Origin of the sequence: Actinomadura sp. K4S16 (assembly GCF_008327685.1) — a bacterium.
Lineage (GTDB): Bacteria > Actinomycetota > Actinomycetes > Streptosporangiales > Streptosporangiaceae > Spirillospora.
The window spans coordinates 142,962-159,884 of record NZ_BDDE01000028.1 but is presented as its reverse complement, the minus strand read 5'-3'; the positions used below and the strand labels follow the sequence as shown (position 1 = coordinate 159,884).

At 68.7% G+C, this 16,923-nt stretch carries 17 protein-coding genes and 1 pseudogene; 9 read left to right on the top strand and 9 right to left on the bottom strand.

Features of this window, described 5'->3' with window-relative positions:
- Nucleotides 1–75: 75 nt before the first annotated feature.
- From K4S16_RS40340 to K4S16_RS40320, 5 genes are all read left to right on the top strand, one after another.
- Nucleotides 76–639, top strand: coding sequence for a DUF6262 family protein (locus K4S16_RS40340; RefSeq protein WP_200842392.1), 564 nt, complete (start codon nucleotides 76–78; stop codon nucleotides 637–639).
- 125 nt (nucleotides 640–764) lie between these two features.
- Entirely contained in the window at nucleotides 765–1,628 is an 864-nt protein-coding gene (locus K4S16_RS40335; RefSeq protein WP_149264388.1) for a hypothetical protein, read from the top strand.
- Nucleotides 1,628–2,644, top strand: coding sequence for a hypothetical protein (locus K4S16_RS40330; RefSeq protein WP_149264387.1), 1,017 nt, complete (start codon nucleotides 1,628–1,630; stop codon nucleotides 2,642–2,644). The genes K4S16_RS40335 and K4S16_RS40330 overlap by 1 nt, the downstream gene beginning before the upstream one ends.
- On the top strand, nucleotides 2,641–3,192 hold the full coding sequence (locus K4S16_RS40325) for a hypothetical protein (RefSeq protein WP_149264386.1): 552 nt from the start codon (nucleotides 2,641–2,643) through the stop codon (nucleotides 3,190–3,192). Before K4S16_RS40330 ends, K4S16_RS40325 begins: the two co-directional genes overlap by 4 nt.
- A gap of 185 nt (nucleotides 3,193–3,377) precedes the next feature.
- On the top strand, nucleotides 3,378–4,364 hold the full coding sequence (locus tag K4S16_RS40320; protein WP_149264385.1) for a hypothetical protein: 987 nt from the start codon (nucleotides 3,378–3,380) through the stop codon (nucleotides 4,362–4,364).
- A gap of 198 nt (nucleotides 4,365–4,562) precedes the next feature.
- On the opposite strand, the gene K4S16_RS40315 is transcribed toward K4S16_RS40320, so the two are convergent.
- The 8 genes and pseudogenes from K4S16_RS40315 to K4S16_RS40280 form a co-directional block, all read right to left on the bottom strand.
- Complete coding sequence (locus K4S16_RS40315; protein ID WP_149264384.1) at nucleotides 4,563–5,735, bottom strand: hypothetical protein; 1,173 nt, start codon at nucleotides 5,733–5,735, stop codon at nucleotides 4,563–4,565.
- Between the two features lie 243 nt (nucleotides 5,736–5,978).
- A pseudogene (locus K4S16_RS40310) lies at nucleotides 5,979–7,224 on the bottom strand (IS256 family transposase).
- Nucleotides 7,225–7,369: 145 nt separating this feature from the next.
- On the bottom strand, nucleotides 7,370–7,786 hold the full coding sequence (locus K4S16_RS40305; protein WP_149264383.1) for a hypothetical protein: 417 nt from the start codon (nucleotides 7,784–7,786) through the stop codon (nucleotides 7,370–7,372).
- Between the two features lie 268 nt (nucleotides 7,787–8,054).
- Nucleotides 8,055–8,243, bottom strand: a complete 189-nt coding sequence (locus tag K4S16_RS46170) for a helix-turn-helix domain-containing protein (protein WP_268843304.1) — start codon at nucleotides 8,241–8,243, stop codon at nucleotides 8,055–8,057.
- 194 nt (nucleotides 8,244–8,437) lie between these two features.
- On the bottom strand, nucleotides 8,438–8,950 hold the full coding sequence (locus K4S16_RS40295) for an RNA polymerase sigma factor (RefSeq protein ID WP_149264382.1): 513 nt from the start codon (nucleotides 8,948–8,950) through the stop codon (nucleotides 8,438–8,440).
- Nucleotides 8,951–9,807: 857 nt separating this feature from the next.
- Entirely contained in the window at nucleotides 9,808–11,004 is a 1,197-nt protein-coding gene (locus K4S16_RS40290; RefSeq protein WP_149264381.1) for a hypothetical protein, read from the bottom strand.
- A 5-nt stretch (nucleotides 11,005–11,009) separates the two neighbouring features.
- Nucleotides 11,010–12,146 (bottom strand): DNA-processing protein DprA, encoded by a 1,137-nt coding sequence (locus tag K4S16_RS40285; protein WP_149264380.1) that lies wholly within the window; start codon nucleotides 12,144–12,146, stop codon nucleotides 11,010–11,012.
- 107 nt (nucleotides 12,147–12,253) lie between these two features.
- The gene (locus K4S16_RS40280; RefSeq protein WP_200842391.1) at nucleotides 12,254–13,630 is read right to left on the bottom strand and encodes a hypothetical protein; all 1,377 of its coding nucleotides are present in this window, start codon (nucleotides 13,628–13,630) and stop codon (nucleotides 12,254–12,256) included.
- Between the two features lie 792 nt (nucleotides 13,631–14,422).
- On the opposite strand from K4S16_RS40280, the gene K4S16_RS40275 reads away from it, so the two are divergent.
- Together K4S16_RS40275 and K4S16_RS40270 are read left to right on the top strand one after the other, a co-directional pair.
- A complete protein-coding gene (locus K4S16_RS40275; RefSeq protein WP_149264378.1) occupies nucleotides 14,423–14,629 on the top strand; it encodes a hypothetical protein in 207 nt (68 codons plus the stop codon).
- A gap of 382 nt (nucleotides 14,630–15,011) precedes the next feature.
- Nucleotides 15,012–15,794, top strand: coding sequence for a GNAT family N-acetyltransferase (locus K4S16_RS40270; RefSeq protein ID WP_149264377.1), 783 nt, complete (start codon nucleotides 15,012–15,014; stop codon nucleotides 15,792–15,794).
- A gap of 8 nt (nucleotides 15,795–15,802) precedes the next feature.
- Here the strand turns inward: K4S16_RS40270 and K4S16_RS44760 are convergent, their stop codons facing one another.
- Nucleotides 15,803–15,952, bottom strand: coding sequence for a hypothetical protein (locus K4S16_RS44760; protein WP_160161198.1), 150 nt, complete (start codon nucleotides 15,950–15,952; stop codon nucleotides 15,803–15,805).
- Nucleotides 15,953–15,955: 3 nt separating this feature from the next.
- On the opposite strand from K4S16_RS44760, the gene K4S16_RS45330 reads away from it, so the two are divergent.
- Nucleotides 15,956–16,195, top strand: a complete 240-nt coding sequence (locus K4S16_RS45330; protein WP_200842390.1) for a hypothetical protein — start codon at nucleotides 15,956–15,958, stop codon at nucleotides 16,193–16,195.
- A gap of 245 nt (nucleotides 16,196–16,440) precedes the next feature.
- Nucleotides 16,441–16,902 (top strand): hypothetical protein, encoded by a 462-nt coding sequence (locus K4S16_RS40260; protein ID WP_149264376.1) that lies wholly within the window; start codon nucleotides 16,441–16,443, stop codon nucleotides 16,900–16,902.
- Nucleotides 16,903–16,923: the final 21 nt, after the last annotated feature.

The window sequence follows — 16,923 nt, the reverse complement described above, 5'->3', positions numbered from 1 at the left end:
CGGCGCAGCGCAGGACGCGGTGCAGGGCGGCGCATCGGAGGGGACTACGGTGGAGGGCGGCGAAGTCCCGGCGAGGTGCTGGCCGCCGCGCGCGCCGACGACAGCCGCCGCAAACGGGCCAGGGTGCTGGCCGCGTTGGAGGAGTTGAAGGCCGGCGGGGAGAAGATCTCGGCGCAGGCGGTCGCCCGCCGCGCCGGGGTGTCCCGCGCGCTGGTCTACTCGGGCGGCGTGCGTGAGCACGTCCAGGCCGCTATCGCCGGGCAGGCCCGCGCGGCGGACAGGGCCCGACGGCGCGCCGAGACGTCCGGGGCTAGAGCCGCCGGGGCCTCGGCCGCGTCGCTGGCCTGCGACTTGCAGCTGGCCCGCGAGGAGATCAAGCAGCTGCGCGCCGAGCGCGACAAGCTGAAGGCCGCCGTTCAGCGCGGGCTCGGGGCGGCGCTGGAGCACGCAGGCGCCGCCGAGCTCACGGCGCGGATCAACGAGCTACTGGCACAGGTCGAACGACTGGCCGTCGAACGCGACGCCGCAGCCGCACACAACGCACAACTGCAGGCCAGGCTGACCGAAGCCGAGAACAGTCTGACCGCCAACCGCCAAGCCCTCAAGAAGATGATCAAATCGGCCAACGTCGAGGGGTGACAGCCGCGGGCGCCTGTCAAGCGACCCGCGTCTGCCAGACCAGACTAGACAATCACCCGACAGACCCGTATCCATGCGCTTACACTGCGTGCTCGTCATTGGTCAGGCTCCGGTCGGGGGTTGGGTTGAGGTTCACTGAGCACGACGTGCGCGAATGCCGCCGTCTGATGATCGCGCGCCGCGCCGGGCAGTTGGCCATCGGCGACATCCTTGCGGCCGAGTGGGCCGACAACGCCACTGCGCTCGGAGCGTTCTGCGAGCGGACCGGCCTGTCGGTGAGCACAGCCAAGCAGTGGCGGGCGACCGCGGCGGCGGTCACCCCCGACCTGCGCAAGCACCTGGAAGAGTCCGGTGTCTTCGTCTCCTACAGCGTGCTGCGGGAGGGCGCCCGCCCGCGAGGCGGCCTTGTTCCCGATCCCGGCTACGCCAAGCTGCATCATCTGATCGCCGACGCCCGCAACGCCGGGGTCGACCGGGTCAACCTGGCCACCTACCAGACCGTGCTGGGCACGGCGCCGCCGCTGGCCGCGGTCATGGACCCAGCAGCCCGCGACGCCGACAACGAGGTCGCCGACTACGTCACCGAGGTCCAGCACAGCCCCAACCGGGACGACCTGGTCAACTACCTGGCCATCCAGGAGAAGGTGACCCGCGCCGAGGTGACCGCCGCGCTCGAGGCCCGCAGGACCGAGAAGGCCGAGCAGCAGTCCCAGATTCCGTCCGCCCAGCCCCAGGCGGGAAGTGGCGCCGCGCTGGTCGCGGCCCTGACCGCGCTGGCCGGACAAGCCGGACGGCTGGCCAAGCGCTTTCCTGCGAGCATCGTCAAGCTCGACCCCGCAGAGCAGGTCGACGTCTCGGTCGCGCTCGGCGACCTGGACGTGTTCATGGCCTGGGCCCGCCAGGTCAGCGCGATCCCGGCTGCCGCCGCGCGCACCAGCCGCCGCAGCCCGGCCGCAGCCCGACAGGCTATGGCGCACCAGGCCACCTGATGAACACCGAGGAGGGCTACTGGACGCCCGAGCCGGACCCGCCCAAGCAGGCCCAGCTTGAGCAGGGGACCGCGCCGACCGGCGATGACGGCGAGGAGGCCCTGGCCGACGACATCGCCCAGTTCACCAGCATCGAGCAGTCGGGCCCATGGATGCTGGCCTACCTGGTCGCCAGACGTGTCCTGCCCGGGGAAGGTGACGGGGTCGGGTTCGAACAGGAGTCCACAAAGTGTTTCGGCCGAAACACTTTCCTGCGGATCAGCGCGCGGGAGTTCGCTAAGCGGGCCGACACCAGCGCCAAGCGGGTCATGGCCCTCTGGCGGGCATGGAACCGGCTGGCCGAGGCCACCGATGGCCTATTTCCACACGCCCTGGACCTGCAGCCCGGTGAACAGACCGAGCTTCCCGACCTCAAGAAGTATCCGTTCTACGGCAAGGACGGCTACTACCGCGGCTGGGAGACCAGGAACATGTCGGCCGAGCGGCGCGAGAACATCGAGCGGGAGGCTGAGGCGTCCGGGATCCGGCCTTCAGCCATCACCTACGTCATCACCCACCCGAGCGCGGTCAAGAACGCGCTGCTGGCCGACGAGACGACCCGGGCGGCGGCCCGGGATGCCTTGGCGGAGTTCGACGCCCGTCAGGCCAGCGCAGACGCGGCCGACCGCGAGGCCGCCGACGCGGTCGCCGCGCAGCGGACCGGCGAGTTCGACGCCCACCGCAGCGAGCGGGAATCCATCGCCGCGGCGGCCCGGGCCGCCCGGAACGGGAACCAGGCCGATGCGTCGATGGAGGTGTTCAACGCCATCGGCGAGATCAAGATGGCCGCCGCCCGGGCGCTGGCCCGGTTGAGCAAGCAGCACATCAACTTCACCCCGGAGCGGGCCGAGGCCATTGCCGAGCTCTGCGACGGCGTCGAGACCGCCATCGCGGCCGTCCGGGACCTGGCCACCGGGGCGGCCCTGGACGACGCCGCCCTGGCGGCGTTCCTGGACGACAGCGGCGGACTGCGGTGAGCCCGCGACGGAACGCCGCCGGCTGGACGCAGGCCGAGACCGACGTCGCGGACGTGATGATGTGGCTGCTCAGCAACCACGGCCAGGAACTGTCCTACGACGACATCGGCAAAGGGGTCGGGATCAAGAGCAAGCCCCGGCTGCAGCGGGCGGTCCGGCTGGTTCGGGTGATCGCCGCCGACCGGGGCGACCGGCTGGAGCGGTTCATGCCGTCGGCTGACCCCAAGCGCCGCCGGGTCTTCACCACCCGCTACATGCGCCAAGGCAACGGCGACCAGTTCAGCGCCCGCGACGCGATGGCGGCCGCACGAGCGGCGATGACGTCGGTGAAGGATATGCACCGCGCGACCACCTTCGAAGCCGCCAACACCCACTCGATCGCCCGTGACGAGTTCCAGACGATGGCCCAGGCCGCCGACGAGTGCATCACCAAAGTCACCGGCATCGACGAACTCGGACCCCAGGCGGTCCGGCGCGAGAACACCAGCCTGCTCACCCAGATGATCGCCGACCTGGAAGCCAGGCTTACCGAGCCGACAACGAAGTGATCAGCGGTACCCGTGGCACACCGTTCTGCAGGCAACCGTTCGCATGCCGCAGCGGGCTCTTTCGTTCGGTCTTGGCCCCGGTGATCGGTCAACGCCCTCTGACGGGTCGGCGACGGTTCGGCCAGTAGATGAAGTCCCTGCGTGTCGTGCCGCTCCCTGCCCGCGCTCGCCATCAAGGTGATCAAATGCTCGACCCCTGCACGACCCTGTCACCGTCTGGCGTCAAGAAGGGAGCGTCGGCGTTGTACCTGTTGCGTGCCGAACGACAAGATCCCGAATACCCCACCTGGCATCTGATGTGCCCGGTCTGCGGTGCCTTGCCGGGGACCAGCTGCGTGCAGGACGGCCAAGAGCAGCGCGCACTGCACCCATCACGCCGCCTGTCGATCCAGGAACGCAACCGCCGAGCGGCGGCCGGATGGGTCCCTCCAGAACTGGCCGTCCGACGAGCACAACGCCCGCAACCGCCCGCGCTCCCCCAGGCCCCGGCTCCGGCCCGAGTGCCGGCCGCTCGAAGGACGCCGCGACGCTCCTCACTGGCCGAGGCGGTGATGCGGTTCCTGGCCTCGGTCGCCGACCAAGACGGCGTCGTCCGGCTGCCACGCCGGCAGGTCGCCGTGGGGTGCGGCTACGTGACCGCGACCAGGCCATGGGACAAGAACCGCAAGGCCAGGATGGCGGAAGTCATGCGCACGCTGCGTCTGAGCGGCCAGCTACAAGTACTGGCCACGCCAACCGAGCCCGGCGGACCCGAGACCCTGCAGATCAAAGGCAAGCGGAACCGACGCAAACCAGCCAATGACCTCACCGAGGCACCCCTGCCGGAGCCCCTGCCAGCACCGTGCCCGGCCGCCAGAGCACGGATCGAACTGACCTATGACCCACGCATGCGCGCATTCGACGAATGCGCGGCCCGCTGGCCCGAGGACCGCCGCAAAACCTGGCGAAGCATCTGGATGGCGGTGCTCACCCAGACCACCGACGGATACTTCGACGGCGACCCCGGCACGCTGGCCGACTTGGCCAGTGACCATCTCGACAGACAAGTGACGCCGCAAACCGTCACCCAACTCCTGCGATGGAGCGTCGCAACCCGCCTCACCGACCAAATCAGACCCGGCGACCCAAGCCGGTTCCAGATCCGGGCCGTCGCCGACGACCAGCGGCGGTGACGTTGGGATCACCCCTCAGGGTCAAACCGAACAACCCGCGCTAGCCGCACGACGCCATCCGCCCGCCCCATCCGGGATCGGGAGTTGTTCTACTTGCTCAACGCGACTCTCAGCCGGCTCCTTGGCAACAGGCTCGGCTGGGCGTGCCACATCGAGGGATCTGCGCGATCGAACATCGCGACGGTCATGTGGCTGCACTCATCCAGCACCACTCGGTGGGAGGTTGCCGTCACGACGGAACTCCAGAGCCTCGTCGCGCAGGCCCTTGATGACCTCGAAGTTGCGCAGCATCACGTCGGGGTCATGGACGGTCGCCTTCAGCCGCGCCACCTGATCGAGCACCTCCTCGTCGGTCAGCTGAACCAGCCAGGCCGTGATCTGACCGACGCTCGGAGAGCCGTTCATTCGACTGATCATGTCAGCAAGGTCAGCGCGGACCGACGCCGCCTCCAAGCGCTGCTTGTGACGCTCTGCGGCCGAAGTCGTCGACCCCGCCGCAATCGCCCGACGCTCGTTCTCGTGCCCGACGGCGATCTCGTAGTGCGTCGGGAGCGCGGGCTCGGGCGGCTCCATGCCCGTCACCAGGCGCGGCACCGCCTGGGTGCGGACCCAGTGGGAAATCTCGTCGAGTTCCTGCATAAGCACCGGCCACCGGTCCGTGCCCGGCCGGTTGATCCCGACCGTCGGGAACAAGGTCATGGGGACCTGGGTGCCTATCGGAATCTGGGCGATGACGTCGCCGACACGCAGCGGCTCCTCCGAGCGCGGCGCAAGGTCACGGATCGACTGAGGCCGCTGGTCGTCCCGGTACATGGCGGCTATACGGACGGCCGTGAGCGCCGGCGTCCTGTGCTTCGCATGGTTGGTGTGGAGGACCAGCCGGGCCAGAGGGTGCATATGAGGGTCGCTCCGACGGTGGAAGGGCTGCAGACCGTCGATCCGCCGCATGAGCTCGCTGCCAACCCGCAATGACGGCGGGCCCTTCTTCGCACGCTTGTTCTTCCACTCCTGGAACTTCTCGTAGGTGTCCGAGGCGGGCATGTCGACGAGCCTGGCCGCCGTCTCGTCCAGCGATGAGCCGTCCAGGAACTCGACCTCGGCAAACAGAGTGTGCTCGAGGGCGGCGCGTAGTGCCACCAGCGCGTCGGCCACCAGTAACGGGACCTTGCGGGAAATCGGAGCCACTCGTTCGACGACGGACCGGCTGAACGGACCCGCTGGCACCTCCATCAGGCCCACGACACCGCCGGGCTGGGTCTGATAGTCGAAAAGCAAGTCGGCGACCTGCCCGATCAGCTCGTCCGCGTGCGACAGCGTGGCCGCGACGCCGAGGTGGCGATCAGGAAGCCAGTGGTGCATCACGTCCTTCACGACGGGATTCAAGCACCCTTCCCGGACATTAAGGAAACGGTCGTCCGACGGACACGCGAGGGGCCGGCGCCGGTGATGCTGCCTCATCGGAGAGCGTCAACCGCAGTGCCTGCGAACGCACGGAATCTAGAACCGAGCGGGAGGGCAGGGCGGATCAGGCGGGCGTCCTGGCGGTCTCGCGGGGCGGTCACGTCCACTGGAGTGGTGTAAGAGTTGATCTTCGCGTGATCCTGTTTCTGCAGGTTAAGCGGTGAGTTCTCGCTGGTCGACCTCGGGGTCGGGTGTGTTGCCGTCGATTACTCGAAGGCGGGCTTTGGCCAGGAAGTCCAGGCCCATGTAGCGGCGGGCCTCGGTCCATTCGTCGGTCTGTTCCATCAGGACGGCGCCGACGAGGCGGACGATCGCGGCCCGGTCGGGGAAGATCCCGACCACATCGGTGCGCCGGCGGATCTCCTTGTTCAGCCGCTCCTGGGGATTATTCGACCAGATCTGCCGCCAGAGCTGGCGCGGGAAGCCGGTGAAGGCGAGCAGGTCGCCGCGGGCGGCGTCCAGGTGCTCGGCCGCGTCGGGGGGCTTGGCCTCCAGTGAAGCGACGACGCGGGCGTGCTGGGCGTGGACTTCTTCGGCGGCGGGCTGGTCGAAGATGGTGCGCACCAGCGTGGCCACCCACGGCTGCGCCGACTTGGGCACCCTGGTCAGCAGGTTGCGCAGGTAGTGGGTGCGGCACCGCTGCCAGCCCGCGCCGAGCAGCGTTGATCCGATCGCTTCGACCAGGCCGGCGTGGGCGTCGGAGATGACCAGTTGGACACCGGTCAGGCCGCGGGCCACCAGGCCGCGCAGGAACGCCAGCCACCCGGCGCCGTCCTCGGCCGAGCTCACCTCGACCCCGAGGATCTCGCGGCGCCCGTCGGCGTTGACACCGGTGGCCACCAGCACGTGCACGTTCACGATCCGGCCGCCCTCACGGACCTTCTGCGTCAGGGCATCGACCCACACGAACGCATACGGGCCGCCCTCCAACGGCCGGTTGCGGAACGCGGCGACCTGTGTCGGCGTCCAGCACCTTGGACATCTCGCTGACCTGGCTTTTGGAGATGCCCTTGATGCCCATCTGCTCGACCAGCTTGTCCACCCGCCGCGTCGAGACGCCCAGCAGATAGGAGGTGGCCACCACCGAAACAAGGGCCTGCTCGGCGCGGCGACGCCGCTCCAGCAGCCACTCGGGGAAGTAGGATCCCGACCGCAGCTTGGGGATCGCCAGCTCGACGGTGCCTGCGCGGGTGTCCCAGTCCCGGACCCGGTAGCCGTTGCGTCGGTTGACCCGCTCGTCCGAGCGCTGCCCGTAGTCGGCGCCGCACACCGCATCGGCCTCCGCGCTCATGAGCGCCTCGGCCATCGTCTTGACCATCGACCGCAACACATCGGGCTCACACGCCCCGATCTGCTCGGCCAGCCAGCCCGCAGGGTCCACACTGTTGTCCACGGCCATCGCGTTCCTCTCCTTCTGATCTTGGTCGATTCGAAGGATCACGCGATGGCCGTCTCACGTCACGACGCCACGCCCTCTGACCAGGTCGAACTCATACACCACCTCCGTGGACGCAACCCGCGGGGCCTGGCCTGGTTCAGATGCGCTACCGGCCGCCGGGCAGCGGGCCACGCCACCAGCTGCGATGCCATCGGGCGTCCGGCACTGCTGTGGCGGCCCATCGTCGGTAATCAGGGTGATCTCGACCGATGGTGAACAGCAGATGCGGTTCCCACCAGTACTGCTCGGGGAGCAGCAGGCGACCATCGTCGAGCCGGACTGCGAAATCCCGCACGGCCTCGGCCTGATGCCGAGCCCGCAGATACGCGCTGGCTCGGACGTTGTCGGGATGATCGGGGTCAGCGGCCGCCGCCCATTCGATCTCGCTGATCGCGACGACGGACAGCTCCTCGTAGTCGGGGTCGGTAGATGTCACAACGCGGGCACCGCAACCGATCACACCATCCTGATGCACGCTAAAGCCGGCCAGTAGCGTCCCATCCGCCCTGCGCACCACCGTCATCTGACCACCGCCTGCCTCACCCCTGCATCACAAACCGACTTGGCGGCTGGCCGGTTCACCGGAAGCGACATGCCAACCAGCCGAGAGAGGCTCAGCCGCCGATCGCCTCGCGAGCCGTCACCAAGCCCCAGCATTGACTCAGCCCGCGTCGAATGCGGGGAGCGGCGGGCTGCCGACCGAACGACACGATCACCCCCACGTCGACCCAGCGGCCGCCGGGGATCGACGGTCTTCGATCCAAGATAGCCAGGCCGAACCGAAAGCGAGTTCACATCGCTTGGTTGCGCTCGTTGGCGTCGCGCAGGTAGTCGTGCACCGCTTGCTCGGGGATTCGGAAGGAGCGGCCGACGCGGATGGCGGGCAGTTCGCCCGCGTGCGTCAGTCGGTAGACGGTCATCTTCGATACCCGCATGATCGCGGCAACCTCGGCCACGGTGAGGAATCGGACGTCCGACAGGGGCCGCTCACCGGTGCGCCTGGCTAGGGGTGTCGGCTGGGGTTCAGCCGGCGGCGCAGGGATCGGCGGGCGCTGCCGCATGGCCGCATACAGCCGGGCCTTCACTCGGTCCATGTCCGTGTTGGCGCGGATGTCGTCGGCCAGCTGGTCGAAGTCGGCGCGCAGCGCCTCCTTGGCGGTCTGATCGCTGGTGATCATCGCGGTTCCTCTCCGTGCTCGGCCCACCATTTGCGCAGCCTTACCTTGGCGAACCGGAGGGTGGATCGTACGGTCGCGGGTTCCATGCCCAGCATTTCAGCAATCTCTGCGGTGACGAATCCGACGAGGTCGAGGGTGAACACCTTGCGCTGTCGTGGGGGGAGCTGCTCCAGCGCCGTGCCAATGAGGTGATGCCCGAGGAAGTCATCGATGCCGCACTGATCGGAGGCGGTCGCAACGCCGATCTCGGCACCGGGGCGCTCACGCACGCGGGGAACCAGCAGCCGCACGACGGTCACCCGCAGGTAGGGGGCCGGGCGCTCGATGCTGGCGCGTCGTTCGTGGAAGCGTAAGAACGCCTCCTGCACGATGTCCTCGGCCTCGGGCCGAGACCGGCCGTAGGCCAGGCACAGGGCGAGCAGCTTCGGCCATTGCGCCTCGATCAGCTTGCCGTACCGGGCGTCGAGGTCCTCATGTGGCGGTGGTTCGGCATGCGCCTCGGCGCTCATCGCCTCGCCTCCGTGGCCGGTGCCGACACGGTGGCCGCACCGGTCCGGAGGGTGAGCTTGCTGCCATCAGGTCGTTTGTCCACAAGCACGCTTCCTTCCGGGACGGCCTGGGAGACCGCCAGCAGAGTCCGCCGCCGCGCTTGTTCCACCAGCAGTTGGCGCGCAGTTCCCACCAGCATGGCCGCGGCCCCCAGCAGCACTCGTATCCCGACAGCGAGCGCCACCATCCCAAGCCCTGTTCCTAGTGCCGTCCCCATCCCCGAATCCCTTCATAGGCCCGCGGCCGACATCGGCCGCGGCACGCATCACCTACAAAGAGCGCGGAACCGGCCCGATCGTGCAATTCAGCGCTCATCGGATTCTCTGGTTCGAGGTACCCGCCAGATGGACGACGGCCCGCGACGCTCGATCAGGTGTCGAGGAACGATCACTAGCTGAAACATTTGCTGCCCGAAGGCGCTGCAGCGGGTTCCTCAGGAGCCGCTCGCCGGAGCGGAGGCGCGCACGAAACGGCCCGCGCCTCCCTCAGAGGGCTCGATCCGCCAATCCGGCGGCGGCACATGCCCCTCAGCAGGGTCCGGCACAGTGGCCGACTCCAGCCCCATGCGGGCCACAACCGGCCATCATCCCTGCAAGCACATGATCCGTGATGCCGCGCTGGCGGCCGGGTTCATTGCCGGGAGGGTCGGCGACCATCCTGGTCGCGGCAGGATGCGCCGCCACATCGATGCTGGTGCGCCGTGGCACGCTGGCCGCAGCCCCTTCACCTCAAAGGCCGCCGCCGTCCGATGACGAGCGGCTCCGCTACTCAAAGGCCGAACCTGCACTCGACCGACGAACGCCAGCACGCGCCGTCGCTACGCGAGAAACAGGGCGATCCGGTCCCGCATCTGCTGCTCAGCACGGCTATCGCGCTCCAACGGCACGTCATCAGGCTCGAAGTCACGCTCGGCCAACTCTTCGTTGACCTGAAATGGCTCCACCTGGGCGAGAGGCGCATACGAGGTGTGGTGGGCGCTCCCGTACTTCCCGACCGCCAGCAGGATCACCTGTTCGACCCCGGCCATGTCCAGCAAGGTCTGCGCCCAACTCAAGGACATGCCATGAGTGGTGAAGTCGTCGGCGACGATGACTGTCTTGCCTCTCAGCCGCCTGCCTCTGTAGTTGGTTCCGACGTGCACCGTGGTCGCCTGCGTCGCGATCGACACCTGAGCCCGACGCCCTTCCCTGCGCGCCGCGGCACGCTCCCGACTCGTATCAGGGGCCCGAACCGCGCGAACGAGAAGATCCTCACGGTAGTAGTTGTGGAACAGGTGCGAGGCAGGCTCCAGGAACGCCTGCAACTGCTCACTGACCCGGCCAGGGCTGCTACTGGGATAGACGCAGATCCATGCCCCGCCGGTCATCAACCCCTCGAGATAGACGTTCACCAGGGCCGACAGCATCAGCACGCTGCGAGCGTCCTGATCACCGATTTCCACCGGACGCTCGTAAGTGAAGACGTCCTGCAGCCGGAACATCTGACCAGACGCGCTGCAGGGCAGCACGACAGACGCAGGCAGCAGGCAGCGCAACTCCCACCCGTCGCCGCTGCCCTGAAACGCCCATCGGGGCTCGTCCAGCAAGAACGCCTCCGCGAACTCGGAGACCTCGCCGGGGGCCGAAACACTGATCGCGTTGTGCCTGGCGGACAGCCGGCCGGCCCAGAGCGCGTGGACGTACAGGACACCGGCGTTGCCTGCGGTGCGCCAGTCCAGGACGGTGCTGCCGACATACAGCAGTTCGTGCCACTGCACTCGCAGTTGCCCGGCAGCCTCATCCACCCAGGCCGTCGAGCCCCGGTTTCGGCCGCCGGGGACGATGCCTCGGTGAACATACGCCGACGGCTCCGGATACCTGTGGGCAGCGCACCACGCGGCGACGTCCAATGGATCGGTAGTGAACAGGCACCAGTCCAGGCCCTGCCCGGTGATCCAGCCGAGCAACGCGCGGTTCGCCGCAGCATCACCCCGCTCAAGGACCTTGTAGTCGATGATGAGAGCGCGAACGGGCATCAGGGTCAGCGCCTTTCGTTCAACAGCTGTTGGATCTTCTCCTGCAGTTGCAGCAGGTCGTCCTGGCGGAGATCGCGGCAGGCCGCTTCGCGGGTGAGCTGCCGCTCCACCAGCGTCAGCGCATCGGTGGCGTGCCCGTGCCGCTCGGCGAGCGACCGGACCATGGTGTCCAGCTCGCGGCGCGCGGCCGGGGTGAAAATCTCCAGGACCCGCCCGCCGGAGGTATCTGCGACCAGCCGAGTCAGGTCCCCGGCGCCCGGCCAGGACAGGCCGACCACCGGAGTGCCGTACTGAGCGGCGAACCGGACGGTGTGCGCAGTCCCGGACGACGCCTGTCCCTCGACGGCGATGACCAGCTCACCCAGCCCGGCCTGCAGCCGGTTGCGTTGAACGAACTGCTGCCGGCGGTACCGCTCGTCCGGCAGATACTCGGTCGCGACCGCACCTCCGTGTTCGAGGATGCGTTCGCGCAGCTGCGCCGTCTCGGCGGGGAACACGATGTTGATGCCGTGCCCGAGGAACGCCACGTTGCGGAGCCCAAACTCCACAGCGCGGGCGTGCGCGGCCGCGTCGATCCCGTTCGCCAGCCCGGACACGACCGTGACCGGGTAGGCCGCCATCGTCCGCACCACTGCGTTCGCCGCGTCGATCCCCGCCGGAGACGCGTTCCGCGTCCCCACGACCGCGACATGCGGCCCCTGCACCAATGCAGCCGGGTCGCCCTGGACGAACAGCCAGCGCGGCCCGCCGGGTAGCCGCAGCAGCCGGGCAGGCAACTCGCCGGGGCCCAGCACGTGCACGTTCTTGCGCGCGAGCTGATCGAGGTGCTCGTGGGCACGTTCGACCAAGCCCGGCGGAAGGCCACTGACTGCCTCGACCAGCGCCTTGGGGGCCTTGCGAGCCCGCAGGTGCTCAACCGCCACCTCGGGCGCGACGCCGAGCAGCCGCCCCAGGTCGTTGCCGTAGGCGCCGATGAGTGAGTGCAGCGCGCGATACCCTACGCCGGAAACAGAGGAGAAGGCCAGCAACGCGACGGGAAACGGGACCTCACGGCCCCCGCCCAACTCGGACGCCCCCGCCAGCGGCAGCGCGCCCTGCACAGGGTCGTTCTCACCGCCGCTTGAGGGATCGTGCTCCGCCATGCGCTGCACACTATCGGGCAATCCCCCTCGCTTAGAGACGCGCCAGAGACCAGGACTGGCCTGCACGGATGCCTGCTGCTTGGCCGACCGAACTTGCGCTGGGCTAGTTATTGAGGGACGACCTTGAACTCCCGGAAGAGAGCTGCGAAGAAGCCTTGGAGCAGTTCCCGTGCGGCATCGCGATGGTCCAGCTCCACGGTGCCGAAGCGGAAGACCTCATAACCGGAGAGCTTGAGGTCGCGGTCACCGCGCACCGTCCGCGCATACTCCTGCCGGTCCGCTTTGGCGTCTCTCCAGCCGTTGGCGGCATCGGCGGAGCTGTAGTGCTGGACCCCGTCGACCTCCAGGACCACGCGGTGCCCGCCTGGCAGCAGGAGCAGGAAGTCCATGCGGTGGTGCGTCATCGCCGCGTCGCCGCGAGCGCCGATCGATTTGGGATCCCAGTGCACCCAGGCTTCGGGCAGAAGGGCTGGCAGGCCGGGCATGTCCTGGGCGTGTAGGTCGTAGTAGAGATCGAACAGGTTCTCCTGCGCGGGGTACCGCTCCTTCTTCCCCTCGACCAGACGGGCCGGCAAGCATGCCTTGAGCCGACGGTACAGCGACTTCTTCGCCTGGGCGTCGTCGGTGATTCGACGGGTGTCTTTCCACCAGCAGTGCAGGTCGCGCCAGAGTAGCCCGTCGCCGTCGATGGGACGGTCGTAGAACAGCACATCGTTGCGAGAACCGAGGATCTCGATGTCCAGGTCAAGTACGTCTCCGATGCGAATGTCGGGCTTGGATAGCGTGGCGAAGATCAGAGCCCGTGGCGGCCGGCTGCGCCTCGCACGCGTCGACACCATGGTGAACACCGGATAGCCCTCAGCGACCCCGGTTTCACGCAGCTCCGCACCTGCGTCTTGCAGAGGGGGATTGAGGATCTCGATCAGGCGCCATTGCAAGCGCACATCGGGAACGACGTCTGCGGAGACCAGGGTGCTCAGGAACCGCGCGAACCTCGGATGATCAGCTTTCAGTGCCCCCAGCCGCTCGAACAGCTCCACGACGGTCCAGTCGCCGGGGTTGCGGAACACGTGCTGGTCGATCTGTGCCCGTAGGCCCCTGCCGTCATTGAGCAGGAAGCTCAAGTCGGTGTCGAGGACCCAGAAGCGGTCCAGCAGCATCCAGAACCGGTCGCCTTGCTCGATGAGGTCCTGCAGCCGCGGCTCCAGGGCACTGGCGATCTCCCGCCGGATGCGCACAGAAATCTCTGGAACCTGCTGCCCCGCCCACAGCCCATCCTGGATGACGTTGCGGGTCTTCGCATCCAGCGGGCGGTCTTCCAAACCGAGGATCCGTTCAGCGACGGCCGGCAGGCCGTCGTCCGGCAGAGCCGCGAAGCACCGCTCGAACCGCTTGCGTTTCGTAGCGCCTTCTTCACGCGCCAGCACCGGCAACCCAAGGCGCTCGCACGCCGCATCAAGCTCCCCGTGGGTATGGCCCGCCACGTACGCCTCCGCGGGCCCTTGGAGATCCCGCCGCAGCCTCACCAGGTCCGTTACACCCGCCATCCGACGAGTCTGGCGCAGACATCCCCGAACTGGCGTAGAGATCGGCACACCTGCCTTGCTTACGGCCGTCGGCGCCGACGCCCTTGCAGGTACCGACTCCCCGCCACGTCCGTAGCTCGGCGCGGCCGAGAAGCCTGCGGGCCCCGCCACATCCCCGAACGCGAATCATCTACTTGCCTTACATGGCGGACCAGCCTCCAGACCACTGACCTATTAGTTCAATCAACTACCCCAGACAACGATGGCACCTCCAGGGGATGAGGCGCGGGGCGATCTGCTGGGACGGCTAGCACGGTCGACACCGAGGAGATCCTCCGCTTCCGGGATTTGGCCGGATGCGGCCGGTTCCCCCACTGCGGAACGCCCGGATTCAGCCCGTGACTGGAGCCGCTCGGAGACCTCCTGAATGTACCCCTACTAAGTACCTGACCAGGAGATACGAGCGGGCGAGGCCGTGCCCGGTATGCAGGGACTACGGGGCCCGCCCGGTTAAATGATCTTGCAGGTTGGGAGTCTCCGAAACGGGCGCTCGCCGTTCAAAGAGGAGCGTTTCCCGGCGACCGCAGCGCGGTTCGCGGCGCGTTCGCACCGCCGTTTACACGTGTGGAAGCGCCGCGGGACCGTGCAGACTAGGTCGTGGCTCCGGGCCGCGAGACATGAGCGCGGCCCTCCCGATGATCTTTTGGCAGAGGCACGGGAGAGCCGCGGTACCCGAACCATGGAGGTCGAGTGTCTAGAAGCTTACGTCGAGTCCCCGAGGACGCGCAGCCGCCCGAGCCCCCCGCGATCAGCCCGACGATGCTGCTCATCCTGCTCATCCTGCTCATCCTGATCCTGGTGGGGTACGCCGCCTACCGGGATCCGCAGCTAGCGGCCGCGCTCGGCGCGGTGGGTGTGATCGGCGCCCTCCTGTTCGTCATCGTCCGCGAGCCTTGACCTGTCGGCCCAGCAGGACATGCGTGGTGTGCGCCCGCCGCGCCTGTGCGGCGGGCCGCACACCACGGCCTGGCCGCCGGAGATCGCGTCCGCAAACCTCCGGCGGCGTCGGCTTCGGCGCGATGCGCCCCGCGGCCGCGAGTAGCCCGCGCCGGAACGACGCCCGCGGCCCCGGTCAGCGTGTCGGCGCACGTCACCGCGAATGCCCGGATCTCTTCGGCGGCGCGCTCGCGAGCTCCCGCTCGTACTTCTGCTCGTGCTGTGCCCGGGAACTCCCACAAGACGGCGTACACCGCGTCATAGCCCGCGCGCTGGTGCGGCCATCGTGCACCTGGCTTCGCGGCCACAGCGGGGGACGAGCCCGCACCTTTACGCTTCCGGCATGGTCACCAAACGGCCCAATCCCAAGAAGAACAAGGCTGCTCGCCGACGTCGCTCGGCGCCTCCGCCGGCCACCTGGAGGGCGGGAAGCGGCGCCGCTGCGCTGACCTCCGCCGGTCTGGCGGAGGGGCTGGTGCTGGCGAGCGGGGTCCGGATCCGGATGGCGCGGGTCGAGGACGTCGAGACGGCTCGGCGCCTGGTCGCGTTGACCGGGAGCGGGGTCAACCTGGAGAGCAGGCTCGCCGACGCGATACCAGACGGGCGGCTTGGGGCGGCGGTGCTGAAAGGACTCGCAGAGGGCCCGGAGGCGCTGACGTATGAGATGGCGGTGGCGGCCTCAGCGGAGGGTGAAGGGTCGGTGGAAGACCTGGTCATCGGGCTGTCCTGTGTCCTGGTCGCTGAGCACCCGGAACACGGCGTGGTAGGGGCGCTGGTGGCGCTGCCGCCGGCGCGAGTGCTGTCCAACATCGGCATCCCGGACATGGAGGCACTGGTGGGCCTGCTGAAGGTCATCAAGCTCAAGGCCGTGGCCGTCGATCCCGCCCACCGTTCGGGCGGGATCGCCGCGGCGCTCATCGCGACCTGCCGCCAGATCTACACCCAACTGCGCTACCTGCTGCTGTACGGGCAGTTTCGGGCCGGGAGCGGCCTGGAAACCTACTACCAGCGGCAGGGCCTCACGGTGCTGCGGGAGGGGCAGGGCGTCAGTTTGACGATGTTCAGCGTCCCGGCCGGGATCTACACCGAGCAAACCGAACGCTTCTTCGCCTGCGACCTGGCCTGATCGCACTGTTACCGCTGGTCGGGGAGGTGTTCGAGGTCGCCGAGTGCTTCGCTGAGCGGTGGCAGGTCGTGGGCGGCGCGGGCCTCGGCCTGCTGCTCGGCTGAGCCGTTGCCATTCACCATGGCCTGGAAGAGCGGCGCCATGCTGCGGGGGTCCACGGGGTGACGGGTGCGGCGGCGAGGTCGCTCTCCGGCTCGATGCCGTGGGCGGCGAACGCGTCGGGCGACTCGACCGCGGCGGCGGGACGGGGCGTGGGGGAACTGGACGCGCTCGACCTGTTCTCGATGCTGTCGCTGGTGCACCGCCGTCTGGACGCCGCGACGACCTGGACCGGCTCCTGGCCTGCCTGGCACCCGCAGCCCCCGGCGGGGCGGCGGTCGGTGAAGGTGCGGGGTCACTGAGGGCGGTGGTGGTGACCGGGGTCGGCGGGCTGGCCGGGGTGGGCAAGACCGAACTGGCGGTCCAAGCAGCGCGGGCGGCTGCTGCGGCGCGGCTGGTCTCCCTGCGAGGTGTTGTTCGCCGACTTGTTCGGCTACGACGACGACCGCCGCCGCGACCCCAGCCAGGTCCTGGAAGGCATGCTCGGTGCGCTCGGTGTCTCAGGCGAGCACATCCCCCCGATGCCCAGGACCGCTCGCGTGTCTTCTTGTCGCTCCTGGCCGAGTTCGCCGCCCGCGGCCGGCGGATCCTGGTGGTCGCCGACAACGTCAACACCGCCCATCAGGCCGAGCTGCTGCTGCCCACCGACGGACGGAACGCGGCGATCGTCACCTCCCGCCACACCCTGGCCATGCTCAACGCCCGCCTGCTCGACTTGAACGTCCTGGACATCGACGGTGCGGTGGCGATGCTGGACGAGACACTGCGCATCGCCTCCCCCGACCACACCACCGCCGCCCTCACCCGCGAACTCCACCAGATGCGGCCCATCGAGGGGCTGGCCTACGGACGCGACGGCGTGCGGCGCGCGTTCGAACTGTCCTACCGCGCCCTCACCCCCGACAGCAGCACCTGGTCTCCGGCCCGGCCTCCACGGGGCGCCCATGCCGACACCGGCCGGGCTGTCCCGACGGCGACATCCTCGTTACCTGATCGCCCACGGCCGTAGACCCTCGGCGGAGGTCCGACG